Raw genomic sequence first — 20,198 nt, forward strand, 5'->3', positions numbered from 1 at the left:
TTGGGTCCTGAACATTTGAAAAAATATAACTAACATTGTAGAAATATGCAAAATCATAATAAGCCCAATATGTATCGACATCTCGCCAAATATAAAAATTTTTGAAGCCTACAACACATGATAGAACGATAGTCAACATTATAAGCAAGTAAATACTGAGGTACCATGGTAGCTTCCGCATTTTCAATCCTAGTTCAGTTGATTTTTTTCTTAATGTTTGACAATATACTTATTATTTCGAAAGCCAATCTATGCAACATATTCTGATCCCTCGTTGAGCTTACATAAAATGCAACTTTTTTTATAATGGGCATGTTGCTCGCATTTTTGTGCATTTTAAATCTGAAAAAAGAATTATTATTCCGAGATGACTCATCCATATATTTATATTCTATTTTCAACAACCATAATAAATACATTAATGAAAGCTGATCTCTTTTTGGATATCCGTTTTTAGAAAAAATATCCCACCATGACTCCATGAGTTTAATTACACGCTCTGAATTATGTCGGCGCATAATTATATTATTTTCAGCCAATCCATATTTCTCTGGAAAACCAGCACTTTTTATTTCATTAATCAATAGCTCTACTTCTTTTTTGATAGCCTTCCCGCTAGATATACACATTTCACTTTCAGTATATATGCAGTCTCTTTCAAAATGTTTTGGAAGTGCAATATCAACATCTTGCAGATACTTTATTACTAAAGATTCAGGACTTCTTAATAATCGAATGTTTGAATCGATATATACACTATATACATACTCAGACAAATAAACATGGGGTAAAATTTTATACTTCCTATTTTGCAAGACATTACTATCACTACTATTTTCTATCTTAATAACTTTCCAACCTTTATTATTTTTAATTTCTTGGTCAGTAAAACAAATAAAATCACACTTATGCATTCCCTCAGGAATTTCGATTAATTCATCGTAGTCACCAAAAAGAGCCGTGTAAACGACAATGTTGTTTTTAATATAATCTTCTTTTTGCGTATGCATTCTATTAATCCCTAAACTCAATCGATATTAATACATTCATGGACTGAATATTTATCGTTTTTCTGAATTAAAAACCAGTAATGATATATATAATCAATATGCAGATTTATTAACAAAACCTTTAAAAATAGTCATGATAATGATTTTTAGATCAAGCCATACACTCCATGACCGTATATATTCTAAGTCAAACTCAATCCTTTTCTCCATCTTATCTAGTGTATCAGTTTCTCCACGCCATCCATTAATTTGAGCCCAACCAGTAATTCCTGGTTTAACTTTATGTCTAAGCATATACCCCTCAATTAAGCTTCGGTATTGCTCATTGTGCGATACTGCATGTGGCCTTGGACCAACAATAGACATCTCCCCAAACAGCACATTGAAAAACTGAGGTAACTCATCTAAAGAAGTTCTCCTCAAGAATTTCCCAACAGCTGTAACTCTAACATCATCCTTTGTTGCCTGTTTAACTTCTGTATCGTTTTCCATAACAACCATTGAACGAAACTTCCATACCTTGATAGGCTTGCCGTCCATTCCATAGCGCGTCTGTCTAAATATGACTGGTCCAGGTGATGTAATTTTAACAGCTAAGGAGATAATAATTAGCAATGGCGAAATTAATAGTAAAATAAATAAAGATAAAATAATATCCTCCATTCTCTTAAATACCATATTAATTCCATTAAGAGGGGTGTCAAATAATGGAACAACTGGTACGCCATTGACCTCTTCTGTACGAGATTGCAATATATTAAAAGTGAAAATATCGGGTATTAAAATTACCGAGCATGTTGTATCAGTAAGTGATTTGATTAACCCTCTCATTTTCGCTTCTTCACTCATGCTCATTGCAATATATATACGGTCCAAGTGGCCAGCTCTCGCATCTTGAACTAAAGCATCAAAATCACCTTTATATTCAATACCGTACTCTTCAGCTTCTTCGACTAAGGTTTTGGTATCATAAATTCCAACTACCTTAAATCCCAACCATGGTTCCTCAATAAAACTCTTTGCAAGATTTAAACCGACAGGCATAGAACCAGCAATAGCAACATTTCTTGTATTATAACCTAAATGTCTGATTATACGTGCCCCTGCTCGTATTGACATTCGTGAAAAAAGCAAGCAAACGCATACTAAAATGAACCACTCTATAAAAATCTGAAAGGGAAGCCATAATCCATTGAGATATGAAAGAACTCCTAATGATAATAAAATACTTACTGTCCAATTTTTAAGAACTAAAATAAACTCTGATGAGAATTTTACTCCACGCCATGAACGGTAAAAATCTGTTATTCCTCCTGTCATTTGATATAAGACAAGAACAATCATGCTCGCTAAAATTTGATTATATCCATAATCTTTACCATTTAAATAAAATACTAAATATAGCCCAAACAAAATTATTATAATGTCTGAAAAACGTTGAACCATGGATATCAATGACGCATTTGTTTTGGCTCGCACGTGATGAGGTAATCTTGTCATAAATTTCACTTATCATTTATTTTAAGTGGTATTCTGCGTAGAATTCCCTAACAGGGTTCTAACTCCAGTATCGTTTATGCATACTCAAATTCTTTAGATATTTTTTCGGTATTTTTTTATAGTTTTGCCCTAGTTTATACCCTACAATTTTGGCGAAGTTATGGACGCCAGCAGATAATATTTCAGTGGGTTTGTTTTTAATAAGATAATTAAATTCAGACCTGATAAAACGAAGCCCTTCTCCACCTGCACCGCCAAAATTATCTCTTATCCACGATTCATCAGTATGAAACACACCAATATCGAAATACCTTTTGAATTCTTCTATACTATTATAGTTATGAGAATGACGAACTGTCGCATCAGGACAATACGCCAGCTTGTAACCTTCCATTATAGCCTTCGCTGCAAAGTACATATCTTCGCTTAATATAGTATTATCAGGAAACCCACCTAGATTCATAAATGCTGATATTCTATAAGCACTAAATGAATTGGACGAGAATACTGTTTTAATCCCCATTTCAGATATTTTATCTTTAGAAGAGATATACTTTTTATCCGAATAATTAAAATAACGCGCATGCTTAGCAATAGCTGTTGCATCTTTATGCGGTAGTTGGCGCCCAAAAGCACATGCTACACATGGATCATGGAACTCAGAGATTATATTTTCAAAAAAGTTTGATTCTGGAATAGCATCTTGAGTTAAAAAGATAACAATATCAAATTCATGTTTATGTAATTCTACAGCTAAATTTCGTGTTCCACCATGGTTGAAATTAGCGGGATCAATCTTTAATACCTGAAATCCATAATTCAGCGCTATATCAACAGTATTATCTCTACTTGAAGAGTCTATAACCTGTACCAATGTATCTTTAGGAGTATATAGGCTGATATTTTTCGCTGATTCTTCCCAGACTGAACCACCATTATATGTAGGAATAGCAATATAAGCTTTCATTTTTACCTAAGCCGTTTAATTTTGAAAAGCCGGATATTCCGGCATTCCATTATTTTTTATCGGTATAAGAGTACCCATAATGGCTATAGCCATAGCTATAATAACTGCTAGCTTTTTTGACCATACCATTAAGAATACAACCTTTAATGTGTACTCCGCTTTGCTCAAAACGTTTAATACTCACTTCAATTTCTTTTGGTGAATTAAGCTCAAATCTAGCGACAAGCAAAGTGGTTCCGCTATAATTACCTATTATTGCGGCATCAGTCACTGCTAAAATAGGAGGTGTATCTAATATTACAAGATCATAGTTTTCATTAGCCCATTTCAATAACTCACCGAATCGTTTATGCATAAGCAATTCTGCAGGATTGGGTGGTACAATTCCCCTAGGTATAAAATCAAAACCTGCAACATCGATAGTTTTTATAGTTTTGTTAATATCGTTCTTTCCAGAAAGAAAATCTGATAACCCATGATCGTTATTGATATTAAATAACTTATGCGTATACCCCTTACGCATGTCAGTATCAATAAGCAAAACTTTTTTTCCCGTCTGTGAAATTACAGCTGCCAAATTTGTACTTACGAATGTTTTACCTGCATTCGGGCTTGCACCAGAAATCATCAATATATTATTCCTAGCTTCCATCATCGCAAAATGGAGGCTAGTACGAAGCCCACGAATTGCCTCGATAGCTAAGTCTGCGGGGTTTTCTAAAGCCAGAAATATTTCAGCATCACTGTAGCTATTTCTCTTAGATTTCTTCACCGTTTTTTTGAGCGAGAATGTTTCTGATACTGGAATGCTGGCATAAACATTTATACCTAGTTCCTCTAGTTGCTCAGGTGTTTCAATGCCCCGTCTTAAAAATACTCTTAAAAGAACTACTCCGACGGCAACAAATAATCCTAAAATTATACTTGCCAGCAGTGTGATAACTTTTTTGGGTTTCACGGGTTTAGGCTGAGTTACAGCATTATCAATAATCCTAACGTTCCCTATAGCGCTAGACTTAGAGATATTGAGTTCCTGTTGCCGATTAAGCAACTGCATGTAAACCGCGCGTCCTGATTCAACATCTCGACTAAGACGTAATATCTCCTGCTGGGTTTCAGGCATTGCTGAAACTCGTTTATTAAGTTTACCTTTTTCTTCCTGTAAGGTTTTTCTCTTTTCTAAAAGAGCCTTATAAGTAGGATGTTCTTTGGTATATAACTGTGAAATCTCAGACTCTCTGAAAGTCAATTCATTTAATTGATTGTCGACATTTACTATCTGATCTAATACAGCCTTAGCTTCTAAAGATAAATCAACTGAATCATTTTTTCTTCGATAATCATTTAATTTACTTTCTGCTTCGTCTAAATCACTACGTACTTTAGGAAGTTGCTGGTTTAAGAAATCCAGACTCTTTGCATCTTGGGCTGCTTGTCGTGCAATATTCTGAGCTAAATAGTTTTGGCTTATACTATTAATAATATCCTTAATTAGGAAAGGGTTCGTTCCATTTAATGATATAGCTAATATTCCGGTATCTTTACCTTGATCATTAATTGTTAAAGACTCTTGAATATCAGAAATCGCCTTTAACTTTGAAACATAAGTTACAGTAAATGTGGTACCAGGCTCTGCTTGTATAGAGCTTAATTTTACTGTAAAACCATTTTCATCTAAGGTTTCACCAACCTTACCTTTTAATTCTACATTTTCCCCATATATAACATAACTTCCATTTTCCTCAACCGTTAATTTAAACTTTTGTATATCTTCTGTTTGGTCAACCGGAGAAAATATGGAGATATTTAATGTGCCATCCTTTTGTCCAAGTAACCGTGACAATCCCTTCCCAATAATTGGAAAATGCTCTTGTTCAACTCTTATCTGGAGATTAAGATCATCAACCGTTTTTCCTAAGATCATTCGCGACTGCAGCAACGCTATTTCTGGAGCTGATTGAGGCTGGCTATCAGGTAAAATCTGACTTAAATTACCCAAAATAGCATTTGCTTGTTTCTGCTCGACCTGTATTAATGCATCTGCTTGATATACAGGAGTTGATAAGAGTATATATAACAACCCAGTAAACGCAAAAAGAGAAGTTATGGAAATAATTAATTTGCGATGATCTATAATTTCGCCTAGCAAACGGCCAATATCAAAATCTTCTGAGTCTTTTACTTCTGGCTTATTTTTAATTGATGACATGAAAAAATTCCTAAGTTAAACACCTAGTTTTTCGGCCCAGCATTTACCTGCCTGCTCGATGAGTTGGAATACTGAAGCAAATGCTTCTTCACTTTTACGATAGGGATCGGGGATGTCTCTTTGCTCTATCCAATGACCAAATAGCATGGTTTTCCCTCTGGCTTCAGGCGCTAATCTACCAATTTGTTCAATATGGTTTTTTTCCATAACCAATATCAAATCATAGTTCCTAGCTAATTGGGGTGTAAATTGTTTTCCGTTATGCCCGCTTAGAGAAAGGCCATGCTTCTCTGCGATTTTAACGGCCATTGGATCAGCCTCATGATCTATCAAAGCTCCAGTACCCGCTGAATCAATTTTTTTTTCAGGTAATAAGGCTCTTAGGTACCGTTCACCTATCGGTGAGCGACATATATTTCCCGTGCATACTATTAAAATCGAATCAAACATTAATTTCACCAGGTTCTAATAAATTTACCCGTTTCAGTCAAATCATGAACGCCCGTTATTGTTGGAACCAATTGAGAAATGACACGATTCCAACGTACAATTGGAGCGGAGGTGACATAAACTATGTCATAAGGCTGAAGTTGAAACTCTGTGCCTAACACCATAGCTGATGCATCCTGTGCATTAAGTTGATAAATATTCGCAATTTTACCATCTTGACTTTGTTTTAATTGCCTGATAACAAATACGCCAGTGGCATCACTGAAGGCTTGTGACATACCTTCTGCGTTACCAATTGCTTCAGCAAGAGTCATGCCGCTACGATCCATTTTAAGCGTGCTTTGCTTACCAACTTCACCCATTACAAAAACCTTCAGATCATCGTTACGTGGAACAAAAAGTATATCTCCAGGATATAAAAGATGATTCTGAGTTAAGTCGCCCTTTTGCATAAGGGCATATAAAGACACTTTTGTGTCTTTACCATTATGAGTTAAAACTACATTGCGCCAGTCAGCATCAGGAGCAAGACCACCTGCAGCATTAATAGCATCCATAACTGTGAGAGGTATATTCGTTATTGGTTGCTGTCCTGATTTTATAACTTCACCAGTTACATATGTTTTTTGAGACCTAAATGCCGCAACACTTACATCAACCTGTGGACTCTCGATATAAGTTGTTAGTCTACTTGCAATATCTTGACGAACTTGACTTAGCGTTTTACCTGCCACATGAACTTTACCGATGTAAGGATAGAAAATCGTACCATCGGAATTAACCCAGTTACCTGTATCACTTGCGCTACGGTACTGCCCTGCTGGAGTAGTCAGCTCAGGGTGATCCCAAACTGTTACCATCAGAACATCCCCTATTCCAATGCGGTATTCATAATTTCTTATTAAATCCTCTAATTGAGGATTAGGCTGTGCCAAAACAGTTGCAGGGCGGAGTTGATCAATAAGCCCCGGCGTCATCGGATAAACATTGACCAATTTATCCAAATCATAGTCACTGTCTGGTAGTTCAACTACGTTCTTACGCAGACTGTTTAATCCCTGACCAGGGATAATGGTACAACCTGATAAAAACCCAATCGCTAACGCTAATGCCGAAAATCTAACAATTTTTTTCTTCATAATGTCACATCATCAGTAAATCAAAATTTGCCAATTCCTGAGCCGCTGTCATCGCCATTGCTTCCCTGCCGGCTTGTGGAGAGAGTAATCTTGACTGCGTCCTGCAGCGTTTCCACCCTCTCTCCCCTATTTTCAGCATTCAGCCTTATAAACTAAATGGTATTTCTATCCCTGCACTGGCCCCAACGTCATCGCTGTCGCTGTTGTTAGCGTTGGTGTACCACAGGGAGGTATTCAGACGAACAGACTTGTAAACATCACCACTCCAGCCCAGCTGAATGCCTTTCAAAGTATCGGAATGCGGGAAGACTTTATTAAATGATTGGTTATCTGGATTTACTTTTGAATACACTAAACGAGAACTCCATCTTTGGCCGCTCTCTGTCACTAATTCAACTTTTCCAGCTAATAACTGCCCATCCCCCCCCATGGCATCTCCAAGCGGGTAGCCCTGTTGATAATAACCATCTTTATAAATGTGATGATTGTAGCTATAACCTGTCCGGCTCATATTTGTACGAGTATCATGCGCTTCCAGATACCAGTTCACTGCATCCTTACCCCAGCCGTGGTGTCCTTCGACCCCACCGAGGAACATATTTGCCGATGGCAGGTAACCAGATTCATCCTCACCGATCATCTGTCCGTAGAAACTCACCGGCCAGCCAAGAGTCGGCTCGAGTTTGAATTTAAAGTCAAATCCGGCAAGCTGGTTGCCCGGCTCGTTATCCGTTCCGGTATTGTCTTTCCCGGTAAAGCCATCCCAGAAGCTGCTGAAGGATTCCGGTCGGCCTTCCCCACCCCACTGCATAATACGCGATGCGCCTAACTCTAAAGACTGGAAAGGTGAGAAGGTGAAGCGCCCGCCGATAATTTTAGTATGTGGGACAGCAGTGTACTGATTCATCTGGCTGGCAGAGATCTGGTACTGCCATGGGCCCACCCAGCGTAGCCACCAGGTCTCTGGTGCGGCCTGTTCGGCTCTCTGCATCAAAAAGCCGGTCATCGGCCGCATGGCATCCCCACGAATCAGGCTTCCTTCATAGCCCGGCCCCCACCACTGCGGTACCTGGCCAAAGGAGAGCCACTGGTTCCAGAACTTCACCGCGCCATAGGCGCCGTTGGCGTTGAAGCGCGATCCGTTGCTGATCCGCTCTCCCCCTTCGACGTTACCCTGCAGGTGGACATCCCACCACTCACCGCTGTTGTTAAACGCCAGGCCTAACGAGTTATCTGCTGGCTGCGTCTGGCCAAACCCCTGCGGGGTGCCCGGCTGGTCGGTCGAGGTGTAGCCGGTGACCCGGAAATCGGCTTTTAAAGCAGACAGTCGCTGGTTGATACGAGCCAGAACCACTTGCTCAGAAGAATAGGACGGTTTAGCTTTTTTTAGCGCCCGGGCGATCTCTTCCTGACTCAGCGGCCAGGTCGACAGGCTTAGATGGATGACCCCGCGATCGGAAAGCCAGGCAAGGTCGTTACGCAGATCGTTATCATTTACCACTAACCCGGCCGCGTAAGCCTGGGCACCCAGGGAGGAAAGCAAACCCAACGTCACGGCAATGCGCGCAATTTTTATCATTGTACAAGATCCATTTTCAGCCCCGCTGTCGTATCTCAATGAGAATGAGGGGAATAGCAAGATAGAAAGCGCTCGCGGCACCAGCTGACTTCACTGTGCAACACCGGCGAGGCAAGTACCAGTTACCCTAAGCTGCTCGTAACCATTATCACATCCATCCAGCTCACAATGTAGGCGAATTTTACCCTACAGGCTATCGATGAGATGGGAAAATTAATGTCCAGGTGATATTAGCAGCCGCTCCTGACCAACTTCTGAGGATATCCGTGGAAGATGGATAGATATCTGATGAGGGTATTCATCCTTACTAGGTCGATTTTTACAGCCGTTGAACAGGAGCCTTTGTACAGCAGCAAGCGGCTTCAGCGACGCTACCGCCCCTGGCTTCACAGCTACCAGCGCACTGACTACCTGAACGACTTATTTTATCGACCTGTGGATGAATAATTGGTCAGGCCTTTATTTTTTGCGGCGTTAAGTTTACGGGATTTCGGTCACAATTGGGAGTCTTGTTACCGAATATCTGCCATTTAATACCGCCTGCTCTTTTATTGGCAAAAATAAGCGGTCAACACTTAAGATTATTCACTAAGTTAAACGGCCAGACAGTGTCCCGTTGTTGCTAACCTATCAAGCATGAAGCTAACCATCTGTAAAACAAGATCTTTTACGTTAATGTCGCGTCGTTCAAAAATCAGATGATGGCGTCTAAGTCAACTACAATTTCTAATAGTTTCCTGGTAACGGAATATTCAGCAGACGTGCTCCAGGTTCTTTCTCATCGCATTTAAGAAACGTCTGAACACGGCTATATCCAGGCAAATATGCAATAGCAATGTAGTAGCACTTCATTATTTCATAAATATGAATTATCAATAGCCCGGCATATAGTAGATTATTTTCTTATTTGACTAATTAACCAGCAAAAACTTAATTTCCCCTGTAAAACAAATGGCAATTACCAGACCTGCTTGTACAGGTCGTTGCGGGTAAAGGGTTTATCCAGCGGGCCTACCGCAATAGCAATTTGCCCCAGCAGGGACTGAGTTGGCGCCTTATTGCCGCTATGCAACAGGATAAGCGGGACCATCACCAGGCACACAGCGCCGCCCCAGGAAATATTCACGCTATCCGCACGGGCGGTACGTTTTTGCAGCAGCAGGAACAAAGCGCTGCCGGCAGCGCCCAGCAGCAGGCCAGCTATCACTTCCGAGACGGAATGCGCATGGATGACCAGCCGTGAATACCCCACCACTGCGGCTAAAACATAGCCGGTGGCGACCGCTGCTCTTTGCACACCCGCCGAAAAACGGGCGCTGAGCAGCCATAAGAAGATAGGCCAGAAGGCTGCGGAGAGCGCTGAGTGGCCGCTGAAGCCGGTGTAATCCAGCTCGCGAATACCCAGCCCCCAGCCCATAAAGGCCAGTTTAGAGGCGCAGACGATAGCGCCGGTGATGCCGAACAGCAAACTCCACTGCCACGCCAGCAACCGCGACGTTTTACGCAGCATCAGGACAATAAACAGCGCCGCTGCGCTGGGCAGCAAAACGGTGCTATCGCCAAAAAATGAGATGAGTTGCCAGTTCATATACCTGTGATCCTTCGATGATGTCCACTGCCGTGCTCAGGGATTATCCGTAATGTCTGTACCAGCTCGCATGCCAATTCATTTCACATTTTTATGCATGCAAGTGAGATGTTTAAAGCGGAAACATGATCGCAGTCAAGTTTTATTTTTGGCTGACGTTAACCGCTTACCCTGCACTTTAGGAATTGTCGCACTAAGTGACTATTCGCAAAGCATTATTGCCGCTACTCCGACCATTGCACCACAGAGGCCAGAGACAAACTACCAGAAGTCTCCGAAGCCATACGTTTCTTTACAATCGTTATAACATTCACGTTATGAATAATTTCTGCATAACGTTATGAGCGGCGTGGCGAAAGGTTCTGCCCTGCCGCTCATCTTTACGCCAGCGGTCAGGCCAGCAGTTTTTTAATGCTTTCGCGGAATTTGGCACCTTCTTTCAGGTTACGCATTCCGTAGGTGACGAAGGCCTGCATGTAGCCCATTTTCTTACCGCAGTCATAACTTTCGCCGGTCATCAGCATCGCGTCAACAGACTGCTTTTTCGCCAGTTCGGCAATGGCGTCGGTCAGCTGGATACGGCCCCAGGCACCCGGTTCGGTACGCTCCAGTTCGGCCCAGATATCCGCCGACAGCACGTAGCGGCCCACCGCCATCAGGTCGGAGTCCAGGGTCTGCGGCTCGTCCGGTTTTTCAATAAACTCAACGATACGCGCTACCTGCCCTTCCGCCACCATCGGCTCTTTGGTCTGAATCACGGAATATTCGGAGAGATCCCCCGGCATGCGTTTTGCCAGCACCTGGCTGCGGCCGGTCTCGTTAAAGCGGGCGACCATGGCGGCTAGGTTATAGCGCAGCGGGTCCGCAGTGCCGCCGTCGAGGATGATATCCGGCAGCACCACGACAAACGGGTTGTCTCCGACTACCGGGCGGGCGCAGAGGATGGAGTGGCCGAGACCTAGCGGCTGCGCCTGGCGCACGTTCATGATAGTTACGCCCGGCGGGCAAATGGCCTGGACTTCCGCCAGCAGCTGGCGCTTCACGCGCTGCTCAAGCAGGGCTTCCAGCTCGTAGGAGGTGTCGAAGTGGTTTTCCACCGCGTTCTTCGAGGAGTGCGTCACCAGGACAATCTCTTTGATCCCGGCGGCGACGATTTCATCAACGATGTACTGAATCATTGGCTTATCAACGATCGGCAGCATCTCCTTTGGAATTGCCTTTGTGGCCGGCAGCATATGCATGCCTAGTCCTGCGACCGGAATAACCGCTTTCAAATTCGCCATATTCATCTTCACCTGTTTGGTTGCAAAACACGCAGTTATGCAAAATTGTACATGTCACAAATCCATTGAAACTGATAATACACGGATACTGCCCGGGCATCTGCCCGCCAAATTCTTAAATTCACTGTCACGTAAAAGAATACACACAACTTCCATTTACCAACAGTTAGAGCTGAGAATAATCTTATTTTCGTTCAGGTTATTCAGCGGCTCGTTTCCTGCACCGCGCCATGTGGCGGAGAGGCGCGCCAGGCGGGCTTTCCGGGGCGCCGGACCCGCCACGCCGCGCCTGTGCCCGGAAAGAATAGATATAGATAATAAATTTCGCCAGACAATATATTTCAGCATAAACAGCCAGATATGGTGACATATTACCGCAATTCCGCGTCTATGAGCTGCGATCTGCCCTATTCTGCGCTCACTTCATAATATGAATTTTGCCGGTTTTGTGAGCGGGCTTCGCGCTTCGTTTCTCCTGTGCGCATCAATGCTCGCCGTAACGAACCGTGGGATGAAGCCCTTTTACCGCCCTCGCTGATACGCAGCCGAAAAGTTCTTATACCGTCTCGCTTATTCCAGAGCAGTCGCCATGGTGTTATTTTTTCACTGTTCTTTACCGGAACATAATTCTTATCGGTTCGCTTTATGTGCTGGAAATATATCCATCCATGGCAGGGCGATATCCGCGTCGTTATTGCATTTTAGACTCATCTTATCCATGATCGTGGTAACACATACCGCAGTCGTACAGGTTTTAATACATATGGAATGGATTGCCGATCCGTCAATCTGGGCAGGTCTCGTCACGCTGGTGGTTATCGAACTGGTGTTGGGCATCGATAACCTGGTCTTTATCGCTATCCTCGCCGAAAAGCTCCCGCCCGCCCAGCGCGACCGCGCGCGGATCACTGGTCTGATGCTGGCGATGGTCATGCGTCTCCTGCTGCTGGCCTCTATCTCCTGGCTGGTCACCCTGACCAAACCGTTAATTGCTTTTCGCGACTTCAGCTTTAGCGCCCGCGATTTAATCATGCTGTTTGGCGGCTTATTCCTGCTGTTCAAAGCGACCGTTGAGCTTAATGAGCGGCTGGAGGGGAAAGACAGCGATAACCCCACCCAGCGCAAAGGGGCGAAATTCTGGGCCGTGGTGGCGCAGATCGTGGTGCTCGACGCCATTTTCTCCCTCGACTCGGTGATCACCGCCGTCGGCATGGTCGATCACCTGGCGGTGATGATGGCCGCCGTGGTTATCGCCATCAGCCTGATGCTGATGGCCAGCAAGGCGCTGACGCGCTTTGTTAACAGCCATCCAACCATCGTGATCCTCTGTCTTAGCTTCCTGCTGATGATCGGCTTCAGCCTGATTGCTGAAGGCTTCAGCTTTATTATTCCGAAAGGCTATTTATATGCGGCAATTGGCTTCTCGGTGATGATTGAAGCCCTTAACCAGCTGGCGCTGTTTAACCGCCGTCGCTTTCTTTCCGCCAATATGACGCTGCGTCAGCGCACCACCGAGGCGGTGATGAGCCTGCTGAGCGGTCAGAAAGAAAAAGCTGAACTGGATGCTGACACAGCGTCACTAGTCGCCGATCAGGATCATCATCCACTGTTTAATCCGCAGGAACGCTTGATGATTGAGCGGGTGCTGAACCTGAATCAGCGCAGCGTCAGCAGTATTATGACCTCCCGCCATGATATCGAGCGCATCAACCTCAGTGCGCCGGAGGAAGAGATCCGCAGCCTGGTGGAAAAAAATCAGCATACCCGCCTGGTGGTGACCGGCGGGAAAGATAATGAAGACCTGCTGGGAGTGGTGCATGTTATCGACCTGCTCCAGCAGTCCCTGCGCCAGGAGCCGCTGGATCTGCAGGCGCTGGTGCGCCAACCGCTGGTCTTTCCTGAGGGGCTGCCGCTCCTCTCCGCGCTCGAGCAGTTCCGTCAGGCCCGCACCCACTTTGCCTTTGTGGTGGACGAGTTTGGCTCCGTCGAGGGGATTGTGACCCTGAGCGACGTGATGGAGACTATCGCCGGCAATCTGCCCAACGAGGTGGAGGAGATCGACGCCCGACATGATATTCAGCATCATCAGGACGGTTCGTGGACAGTTAACGGCCATATGCCGCTGGAGGATCTGGTGCAGTACGTTCCGCTGCCGCTGGATGATAAGCGTGAGTACCACACCGTTGCCGGTCTGCTGATGGAGTATCTGCAGCATGTGCCGCAGGTGGGGGAAACCATTGAGATTGACGGTTATACCCTGAGCACGCTTCAGGTCGACAGCCATCGGGTGCAAAAGGTGCAGATCGTCCCGCCGGTAAAGCAGGATGAGCTGGATTATGAGGTGTAATCCTAAGGGATAAATAACGGCCCGGGGTATCCCGGGCCGTAGAATTGATAGCCAGGTACCCTGTTTATTGCCTGATGGCGCTTCGCTTATCAGGCCTACGGAATGGCGACACAAACCGGGGGACTCCCCCACCGCACAATCCTGGCCGGATCAGGCGTAGCCGCCGCCCGACATTAACGTGACATCACACTTTGACGACATGCTCACATCACAGGGAATTGATGCTCTACAGCCGCCACACTGCCTGATGGCGCTTCGCTTATCAGGCCTACGGGAGGGCGACACAAACCGGGGAATTCCCCCTATCGCACAACCCTGGCCGAGTCAGGCGTAGCCGCCGCCCGGCACCAATATGACATCACCCTTTGACGGCAATGACACAGCCCGGAAGTCCCGGGCTGATGGTCTGGACGATTACAGCTTATCGAGCAGCTTTTTGGCGTCTTTGCTCTCTTTGCTGCCTTTATTACGTTCGACCCAGTCGTTGAGGCGCTGCTTCGCTTCATCCTGCAGCTGTTTGCGCAGGATCTGGTCGACCTGCAGGCTGTAGCTCAGCGACTGCCAGTCGCCATAGATGCGCAGCGGGATGGCGGTCTGTTTCAGGCGGTCGATAAGTTTGCCCTCGCCTTTCCAGCCGCCGAGCACGCGCACGTTAAAGCGCATATCGCAGTTCTCTTTCTGCAGATCGAGCTGACCTTCGCCGGTCATCGCCATCACATCGGACTGCCCCTGCAGGCGGTTCAGCGTCACCAGCCCGTTATCCAGCGTCAGCTGGCTGCTCACGGCATCCAGGCGGGTGGCATTGTCATAGTTTTCCTGCGCCCGCACGTTGGTGCTGCGCTCCACGGCCTGTTGCACCAGCTGCTGGAAGTTAAGTCCTTCGGTTCGGGTATCGGTCATCTGGAGCTGCGCCTGGCCCTGCCAGTGACGGCGGAAATCATCTGCGTCAATGCGCGTTCCGGAAAACTCGCCGGTCAGTGACAGCTTGCCGGTCAGGCTTAATGAATAGTTGAAGGCTTTGATCAGCGAACCAATCTCCACGTTCTGCAGCGCCGGCTGGAACGTCGCCTGCGGCGTGTCGCCGCGGGCATCAAGGGTCCCGGGGAGGGAGAGCTGGCCGCCGTCGAGGGTGCCCTGCATTTTGCTGACCGTCAGCAGCCCCTGCTGATTGCTGATTTCGCTCTGCACCTGGGTGAAGTTCAGGCCGCGCCACTGCAGCTGGTCGGCGCTCAGGGCCATCCGGCCGTTAAAACCGCGCAGGCTCTGATAATCTTCGCGCTCATCGCTGTCGGCGATCACCGGACGCAGCGGTCGCGTCTGGCTCTGGCCCTGCTGGCTGGCGCTGCTGTCGATCGCCGGCGAAGAGGATGCCAGCAGACTGTCGAGATTCAGGGTGGTGGCATGCAGATCCAATGACCAGTCCGGGCGGTCTCCCAGCACCACGCTGCCGTTGCCGGTGAGGGTGCTGCCGCTGGCCATCAGGTTCAGATTATCAAAGCGCAGCGTCTTGCTATCTTCCTGCCAGCTGGCCTGCAGGCTCCCCTGACCATTGATGCCGTCGGGGGGCAGCTCGGCGCCGCGCAGCTGCCAGCTGAGCTGGCTAAAGTCGGCTTTTAACGAGTGCGGATAGTCGCCACCCTGCACGGTGGCGGAGAAGCTCAGCGCCAGGTCGCGCTGGTCGCGGTTGACGCGGCCGGAGAAATCGACGGTGGCCCGGTGGTTCTCATCCTGCTCCATCTGCAGGCGGATGTCGCGCACGGTCACCTGCTCGCCGTTCTCATGCTGGAAGAAGAGCACGCTGTCGGCCACCTGCAGCTGGCGCACGTCGTACGACCATCCGCGGTCCTCCGGAGCCAGCGGCAGGGTGTTGTCATGCGGCACCACCGGCGCGGCGCTGTCGCGAACCGCCTCGGTTTTCGGGGTCAGCTGGATCACCGCCCCCTTGAGCATCACCTGCTTCACCTGCAGCTGGTGCGAAAGCAGCGGCAACAGCGCCACGTCGAGGCGCATGTTGTCGGCGCGGATCACCGGCTCTTCGGCGCCTCGGGCGGTCAGCGTCATGCGTCCGCTGAGAATGCTGAGCTGCGGCCAGACGTGCCAGCGCAACGGGCCATCGAGTTCAAGCTGATAACCGCTGCGCTCTGCCACCTGATGCACCATATAGGCGCGAAAATCGTTGGGATTGACCAGCAATACCAACGAGGTAAGCCCGGCGACAATGACCGCCAGCAGGATCATCAGCGTTGTCAGTATTCGTCTCATGGCACCCTCAGCAACACCCCGTTGACGTTATCAATCCTTGTCGATTCGGCTCGCCACCGCGCCCTGTTGGTCGCGATATTTGGCGTCTTCACGGCGGTTATATGGCCGCGCCGCCGGGCCCGATAAGGGTTCAAAGCTCAGCGCGCCGATGGGCATCCCCGGGCGCAGCGCCAGCGGCAGTTTGCCGGAGTTGTAGAACTCAAGCACGATGCAGCCGGACCAGCCCGGGTCGATGCGGTGCGCGGTCACGTGCACCATCAGCCCCAGGCGCGCCAGCGAGGAGCGACCGTCGAGCCAGCCCACAAGGTCGGCAGGCAGGGTGACCGACTCGTAGGTCACCGCCAGCGCCAGTTCGCCCGGATGCAGGAAAAAGGCCTCCCCTTCCGGCAGAACGATCTCTTCGCTCATCACGCGGTCCAGCGCGGCGCTGACCTCGGCCTTCGGGCCGCTTAAATCGATAAACGGCGCCGTGTGGCCGCGGAAGGTGCGGAATTTATTACCCAGCCGTACATCAACCGTCGCGCCATTAATCCGCTCAATGGGCGGGCGCGGATTGATGGCCAGTCGCCCTTCATCCAACCAGGCTTCGATATCTCGGTCACACAGACGCATGGGCTTTCTCCTTATAAGGCTGCTTCCCGCACGCTTCGCGGCGGAGAGGGCAACAGGGCTACTCTTTGCACGTTACACAATTCGGCCAGGTTATTCAAAGAACTGACTGATTTTGGCCTTCAGAATATCAATCGCGATGCGGTTTTTGCCGCCGCGCGGCACGATGATGTCGGCATACTGCTTCGACGGTTCAATAAACTGCAGGAACATCGGGCGCACGGTTTTCTGATACTGGGCCATCACCGAGTCCATGGAGCGGCCGCGCTCGTTTACGTCGCGCTTAATGCGGCGCATCAGGCAAATATCGAGCGGGGTGTCGACGAAAATAGAGAAGTTGAGCTCGTTACGCAGACGCGCGTCGGTCAGCAGCAGGATCCCTTCAAGAATAATCACCTTCTTCGGCTCGACGTGAATGGTGTTCGGCGTGCGGGTATGCTCGACGTAGCTGTAGACCGGCAGTTCAATCGGCTGGCCGCTTTTCAGCATCTGCAGGTGCTGGAACAACAGACTGTGGTCCATTGAGCTCGGGTGGTCATAGTTGGTTTTGACGCGCTCTTCCATCGACAGATGACTTTGATCTTTGTAATAGCTGTCTTCCGGAATGACGCCAATATGTTCGTCGCCAACTTGTTCACGCAATTCGCGATAGAGAGTACTGGCAATAAGACTTTTGCCAGAAGCCGATGCGCCGGCGATACCTACAATGACGCACTGATGGGACATATCAGTCATAAATTTTTGCGACCTGATTAACCTGGATAGAGATGGAGGGTGGCGGCGGACCGCCAAACGCGGCAATTATAGGGATTTCAGCGTCCCGATACCAGTGGTATGCGCCCCGGACGGCTATTCCGCCGCCGGCGCCCAGTCATCGGTATACCAGATATGCAACAGCGCATAAGATCGCATCGGCTGCCAGCGGCGGGCATAGCGGGCGATGGCGGCTGGCGTCATTCCCGGAAAGCGCTGTTTAATCAGGTAGTCGTCCGGCAAAAAGATATCCTTCGCCTGCCAGCCGCGCAGGGCAAAGTAGTTTGCCGTCCAGCGGCCAATCCCGGGCAGAGTCTGCAGCTGACGCAGCCCGGCGTCGATATCCGCCGGTGCCGTCAGGGGCAGCTCGCCGCTGAGCGCCGCCCGGGAGAGGTGGATCAGCGCCTCCGCGCGGCGAAGCGGCATCCCCAGCGCCTTCAGCCCCTGCGGATCGGCCCGGGAGAGCGCCTCCGGCGTCGGGAATAAGACATAGCCGGGGGCGTCCGCCAGCGGTTCGCCCCAGCCGGCCACCACTTTGCCGGTGAGCCGGGCGGCCATCGCCACGCTCACCAGCTGGCCGAGCACCGCGCGCACCGCCTGTTCGAAAGCGTCCAGCGCCCCGGGCAGGCGCAGCCCCGGTCGCGCCTGCGCCAGGTCGCCAAGCGTGCGAGCGACCTGCTGCGGGTCGCAGGCCAGATCGAACAGCTGGCCAATTCGCGCATAGCAGATCTCAGCCACCGGCTGCAGCCCCGGGGAGAGCGTCACCCGCAGGCCCTGCGCCTCCTCGTCCGGCGCCAGATGAATCAGCCCGCCGTGGCCTGCTACGCGAAAGCTGCGGCTGTAGCCGCCGTCATGAAAACGCTCGACGCCAGCGACCGCACGCGCCTGCAGAAAACCAACCATCCACGCCCAGTCGTAAGGCGGGGTCCAGGGTAACAACACCATAAGCTCTCCTTTATATAGCGTTTCAATGATAGTCGCCCTTCACCGTCAGCGCCTTGCTTTTAAATTCCGGTTGTCGGCATGACGGCGATCCGCTAAAGTCGCCCCCCTTCTTCACCGGCATGGGGATTTTGCAGACGATGTTTATTGGTTTTGACTACGGCACCGCCAACTGTTCGGTGGCCGTGATGCGGGAAAACAAGCCCCAGCTGTTGACGCTGGAAAACGGCAGCGCCCTATTGCCCTCGATGCTCTGCGCGCCGACGCGCGAAGCGGTCAGTGAGTGGCTCTATCGCCATCACGATGTGCCTACCCACAGCGACGAAAACCAGGCGCTGCTGCGCCGGGCGATTGCCGCCAACCGCGACGAAGACATCGAGGTGCTGCGCAACAGCGTGCAGTTCGGCCTCGCCTCACTGCATCAATATGTTGAAGATCCGCAAGAGGTCTACTTCGTTAAATCGCCAAAGTCCTTCCTCGGCGCCAGCGGCCTCAAGCCGCAGCAGGTGGCCCTGTTTGAAGACCTGGTCTGCGCCATGATGCTGCACATCAAACTGCAGGCGGAAAGCCAGCTGCCCGAGCAGATTGACCAGGCGGTGATTGGCCGACCGATTAACTTCCAGGGCCTCGGCGGCGACGACGCCAACGCCCAGGCGCAGGGGATCCTTGAGCGGGCAGCCCTCCGCGCCGGTTTCCGCGACGTGGTCTTCCAGTTTGAACCGGTGGCCGCCGGCCTGGATTTCGAAGCTACCCTCAATGAAGAGAAGAGGGTGCTGGTCGTCGATATCGGCGGCGGCACCACCGACTGTTCTCTGCTGCTGATGGGTCCGCAGTGGCGGGAGCGCGCCGACCGCCAGCAGAGCCTGCTCGGCCACAGCGGCTGCCGCGTCGGCGGTAACGACCTCGACATTGCCCTGGCCTTTAAATGCCTGATGCCCCTTCTCGGCATGGGCGGCGAAACGGAGAAAGGCACCGCGCTGCCGATCCTCCCGTGGTGGAATGCGGTGGCGATCAACGACGTCCCGGCGCAGAGCGATTTCTACAGTACCGCCAATGGCCGACTGCTGAACGATCTGCTGCGCAGCGCCCGGGATGCCGATAAGGTGGCCCTGCTGCTGAAGGTCTGGCGTCAGCGTCTGAGCTATCGCCTGGTGCGCAGCGCCGAAGAGAGCAAAATCGCCCTCTCCAGCGCCGCCCGCGTTGAGACCGCGCTGCCGTTTATTCAGGACGAGCTGGCTACCGATATCGCTCAGCAGGGTCTGGAAGCGGCGCTGGATCAGCCTCTGGCCCGCATTATGGAGCAGGTGCAGCTCGCCCTCGACAGCAGCCAGACCACCCCGGATGTGATCTATCTTACCGGCGGTAGCGCCCGCTCGCCGCTGATCAAAAAGGCGCTGGCGGCCCGGCTGCCCGGTATTCCGCTGGCCGGTGGCGATGATTTTGGCTCGGTAACCGCCGGGCTGGCCCGCTGGGCGCAGGTGGTTTTCCGCTAGTCCCCCCCGGCGCTGCCGCGCAGCAGGTCTGTCCTGATCGTGGCGCTGCAGATTACGCTGGAATATT

14 protein-coding genes and 2 pseudogenes are annotated in these 20,198 nt (G+C 49.3%); 3 read left to right on the forward strand and 13 right to left on the reverse strand.

What is annotated here, in order from left to right:
• Window positions 1–194: 194 nt before the first annotated feature.
• From GQR96_RS16455 to GQR96_RS16485, 7 genes are all read right to left on the reverse strand, one after another.
• Window positions 195–1,010: a glycosyltransferase domain-containing protein gene (locus GQR96_RS16455; RefSeq protein WP_069734097.1), complete on the reverse strand. Its 816-nt coding sequence runs from the start codon at window positions 1,008–1,010 to the stop codon at window positions 195–197.
• A 93-nt stretch (window positions 1,011–1,103) separates the two neighbouring features.
• Window positions 1,104–2,510 carry an undecaprenyl-phosphate glucose phosphotransferase gene (gene wcaJ / locus GQR96_RS16460; protein WP_085845949.1) on the reverse strand — a complete coding sequence of 469 codons (1,407 nt, stop codon included), beginning with the start codon at window positions 2,508–2,510 and terminating at the stop codon, window positions 1,104–1,106.
• A 58-nt stretch (window positions 2,511–2,568) separates the two neighbouring features.
• On the reverse strand, window positions 2,569–3,477 hold the full coding sequence (locus GQR96_RS16465) for a glycosyltransferase family 2 protein (protein WP_069734095.1): 909 nt from the start codon (window positions 3,475–3,477) through the stop codon (window positions 2,569–2,571).
• A gap of 49 nt (window positions 3,478–3,526) precedes the next feature.
• Complete coding sequence (locus tag GQR96_RS16470) at window positions 3,527–5,686, reverse strand: polysaccharide biosynthesis tyrosine autokinase (RefSeq protein ID WP_069734094.1); 2,160 nt, start codon at window positions 5,684–5,686, stop codon at window positions 3,527–3,529.
• A gap of 15 nt (window positions 5,687–5,701) precedes the next feature.
• On the reverse strand, window positions 5,702–6,136 hold the full coding sequence (locus GQR96_RS16475; RefSeq protein WP_069734093.1) for an arsenate reductase/protein-tyrosine-phosphatase family protein: 435 nt from the start codon (window positions 6,134–6,136) through the stop codon (window positions 5,702–5,704).
• A 5-nt stretch (window positions 6,137–6,141) separates the two neighbouring features.
• Entirely contained in the window at window positions 6,142–7,275 is a 1,134-nt protein-coding gene (locus tag GQR96_RS16480) for a polysaccharide export protein (protein ID WP_069734092.1), read from the reverse strand.
• A 145-nt stretch (window positions 7,276–7,420) separates the two neighbouring features.
• A complete protein-coding gene (locus tag GQR96_RS16485) occupies window positions 7,421–8,854 on the reverse strand; it encodes a capsule assembly Wzi family protein (RefSeq protein WP_069734091.1) in 1,434 nt (477 codons plus the stop codon).
• A 288-nt stretch (window positions 8,855–9,142) separates the two neighbouring features.
• Here GQR96_RS16485 and GQR96_RS16490 point away from each other — a divergent pair.
• Window positions 9,143–9,269, forward strand: a pseudogene (locus tag GQR96_RS16490) (hypothetical protein).
• Window positions 9,270–9,812: 543 nt separating this feature from the next.
• Here GQR96_RS16490 and GQR96_RS16495 read toward each other — a convergent pair.
• Both GQR96_RS16495 and galF read right to left on the reverse strand, forming a co-directional pair.
• Window positions 9,813–10,442 carry a phosphatase PAP2 family protein gene (locus GQR96_RS16495; protein WP_069734090.1) on the reverse strand — a complete coding sequence of 210 codons (630 nt, stop codon included), beginning with the start codon at window positions 10,440–10,442 and terminating at the stop codon, window positions 9,813–9,815.
• A 315-nt stretch (window positions 10,443–10,757) separates the two neighbouring features.
• A pseudogene (galF, locus tag GQR96_RS16500) lies at window positions 10,758–11,731 on the reverse strand (GalU regulator GalF).
• 757 nt (window positions 11,732–12,488) lie between these two features.
• Between galF and GQR96_RS16505 the strand changes: the two are divergent.
• Window positions 12,489–14,072 carry a TerC family protein gene (locus GQR96_RS16505; protein WP_069135515.1) on the forward strand — a complete coding sequence of 528 codons (1,584 nt, stop codon included), beginning with the start codon at window positions 12,489–12,491 and terminating at the stop codon, window positions 14,070–14,072.
• Window positions 14,073–14,486: 414 nt separating this feature from the next.
• On the opposite strand, the gene asmA is transcribed toward GQR96_RS16505, so the two are convergent.
• From asmA to alkA, 4 genes are all read right to left on the reverse strand, one after another.
• The gene (asmA, locus tag GQR96_RS16510) at window positions 14,487–16,334 is read right to left on the reverse strand and encodes an outer membrane assembly protein AsmA (protein WP_069135514.1); all 1,848 of its coding nucleotides are present in this window, start codon (window positions 16,332–16,334) and stop codon (window positions 14,487–14,489) included.
• A gap of 30 nt (window positions 16,335–16,364) precedes the next feature.
• Window positions 16,365–16,946 carry a dCTP deaminase gene (gene dcd / locus GQR96_RS16515; protein WP_069135513.1) on the reverse strand — a complete coding sequence of 194 codons (582 nt, stop codon included), beginning with the start codon at window positions 16,944–16,946 and terminating at the stop codon, window positions 16,365–16,367.
• Window positions 16,947–17,036: 90 nt separating this feature from the next.
• Window positions 17,037–17,678, reverse strand: a complete 642-nt coding sequence (gene udk, locus GQR96_RS16520) for a uridine kinase (protein WP_002912442.1) — start codon at window positions 17,676–17,678, stop codon at window positions 17,037–17,039.
• Between the two features lie 114 nt (window positions 17,679–17,792).
• The gene (gene alkA / locus GQR96_RS16525; protein ID WP_069135512.1) at window positions 17,793–18,641 is read right to left on the reverse strand and encodes a DNA-3-methyladenine glycosylase 2; all 849 of its coding nucleotides are present in this window, start codon (window positions 18,639–18,641) and stop codon (window positions 17,793–17,795) included.
• Window positions 18,642–18,778: 137 nt separating this feature from the next.
• Here alkA and yegD point away from each other — a divergent pair, with 137 nt between their 5' ends.
• Complete coding sequence (gene yegD, locus GQR96_RS16530) at window positions 18,779–20,131, forward strand: molecular chaperone (RefSeq protein ID WP_065697572.1); 1,353 nt, start codon at window positions 18,779–18,781, stop codon at window positions 20,129–20,131.
• Window positions 20,132–20,198 lie beyond the last annotated feature (67 nt).

The organism is Klebsiella sp. PCX, from assembly GCF_021869705.1.
GTDB lineage: Bacteria > Pseudomonadota > Gammaproteobacteria > Enterobacterales > Enterobacteriaceae > Klebsiella > Klebsiella quasipneumoniae.

Coding starts and splice junctions, on each gene's coding strand:
- GQR96_RS16455 (WP_069734097.1), bottom strand. CDS start 1,010: ATGCATACGCAAAAAGAAGATTATATTAAAAACAACATTGTCGTTTAC.
- wcaJ (WP_085845949.1), bottom strand. CDS start 2,510: ATGACAAGATTACCTCATCACGTGCGAGCCAAAACAAATGCGTCATTG.
- GQR96_RS16465 (WP_069734095.1), bottom strand. CDS start 3,477: ATGAAAGCTTATATTGCTATTCCTACATATAATGGTGGTTCAGTCTGG.
- GQR96_RS16470 (WP_069734094.1), bottom strand. CDS start 5,686: ATGTCATCAATTAAAAATAAGCCAGAAGTAAAAGACTCAGAAGATTTT.
- GQR96_RS16475 (WP_069734093.1), bottom strand. CDS start 6,136: ATGTTTGATTCGATTTTAATAGTATGCACGGGAAATATATGTCGCTCA.
- GQR96_RS16480 (WP_069734092.1), bottom strand. CDS start 7,275: ATGAAGAAAAAAATTGTTAGATTTTCGGCATTAGCGTTAGCGATTGGG.
- GQR96_RS16485 (WP_069734091.1), bottom strand. CDS start 8,854: ATGATAAAAATTGCGCGCATTGCCGTGACGTTGGGTTTGCTTTCCTCC.
- GQR96_RS16495 (WP_069734090.1), bottom strand. CDS start 10,442: ATGAACTGGCAACTCATCTCATTTTTTGGCGATAGCACCGTTTTGCTG.
- GQR96_RS16505 (WP_069135515.1), top strand. CDS start 12,489: ATGGAATGGATTGCCGATCCGTCAATCTGGGCAGGTCTCGTCACGCTG.
- asmA (WP_069135514.1), bottom strand. CDS start 16,334: ATGAGACGAATACTGACAACGCTGATGATCCTGCTGGCGGTCATTGTC.
- dcd (WP_069135513.1), bottom strand. CDS start 16,946: ATGCGTCTGTGTGACCGAGATATCGAAGCCTGGTTGGATGAAGGGCGA.
- udk (WP_002912442.1), bottom strand. CDS start 17,678: ATGACTGATATGTCCCATCAGTGCGTCATTGTAGGTATCGCCGGCGCA.
- alkA (WP_069135512.1), bottom strand. CDS start 18,641: ATGGTGTTGTTACCCTGGACCCCGCCTTACGACTGGGCGTGGATGGTT.
- yegD (WP_065697572.1), top strand. CDS start 18,779: ATGTTTATTGGTTTTGACTACGGCACCGCCAACTGTTCGGTGGCCGTG.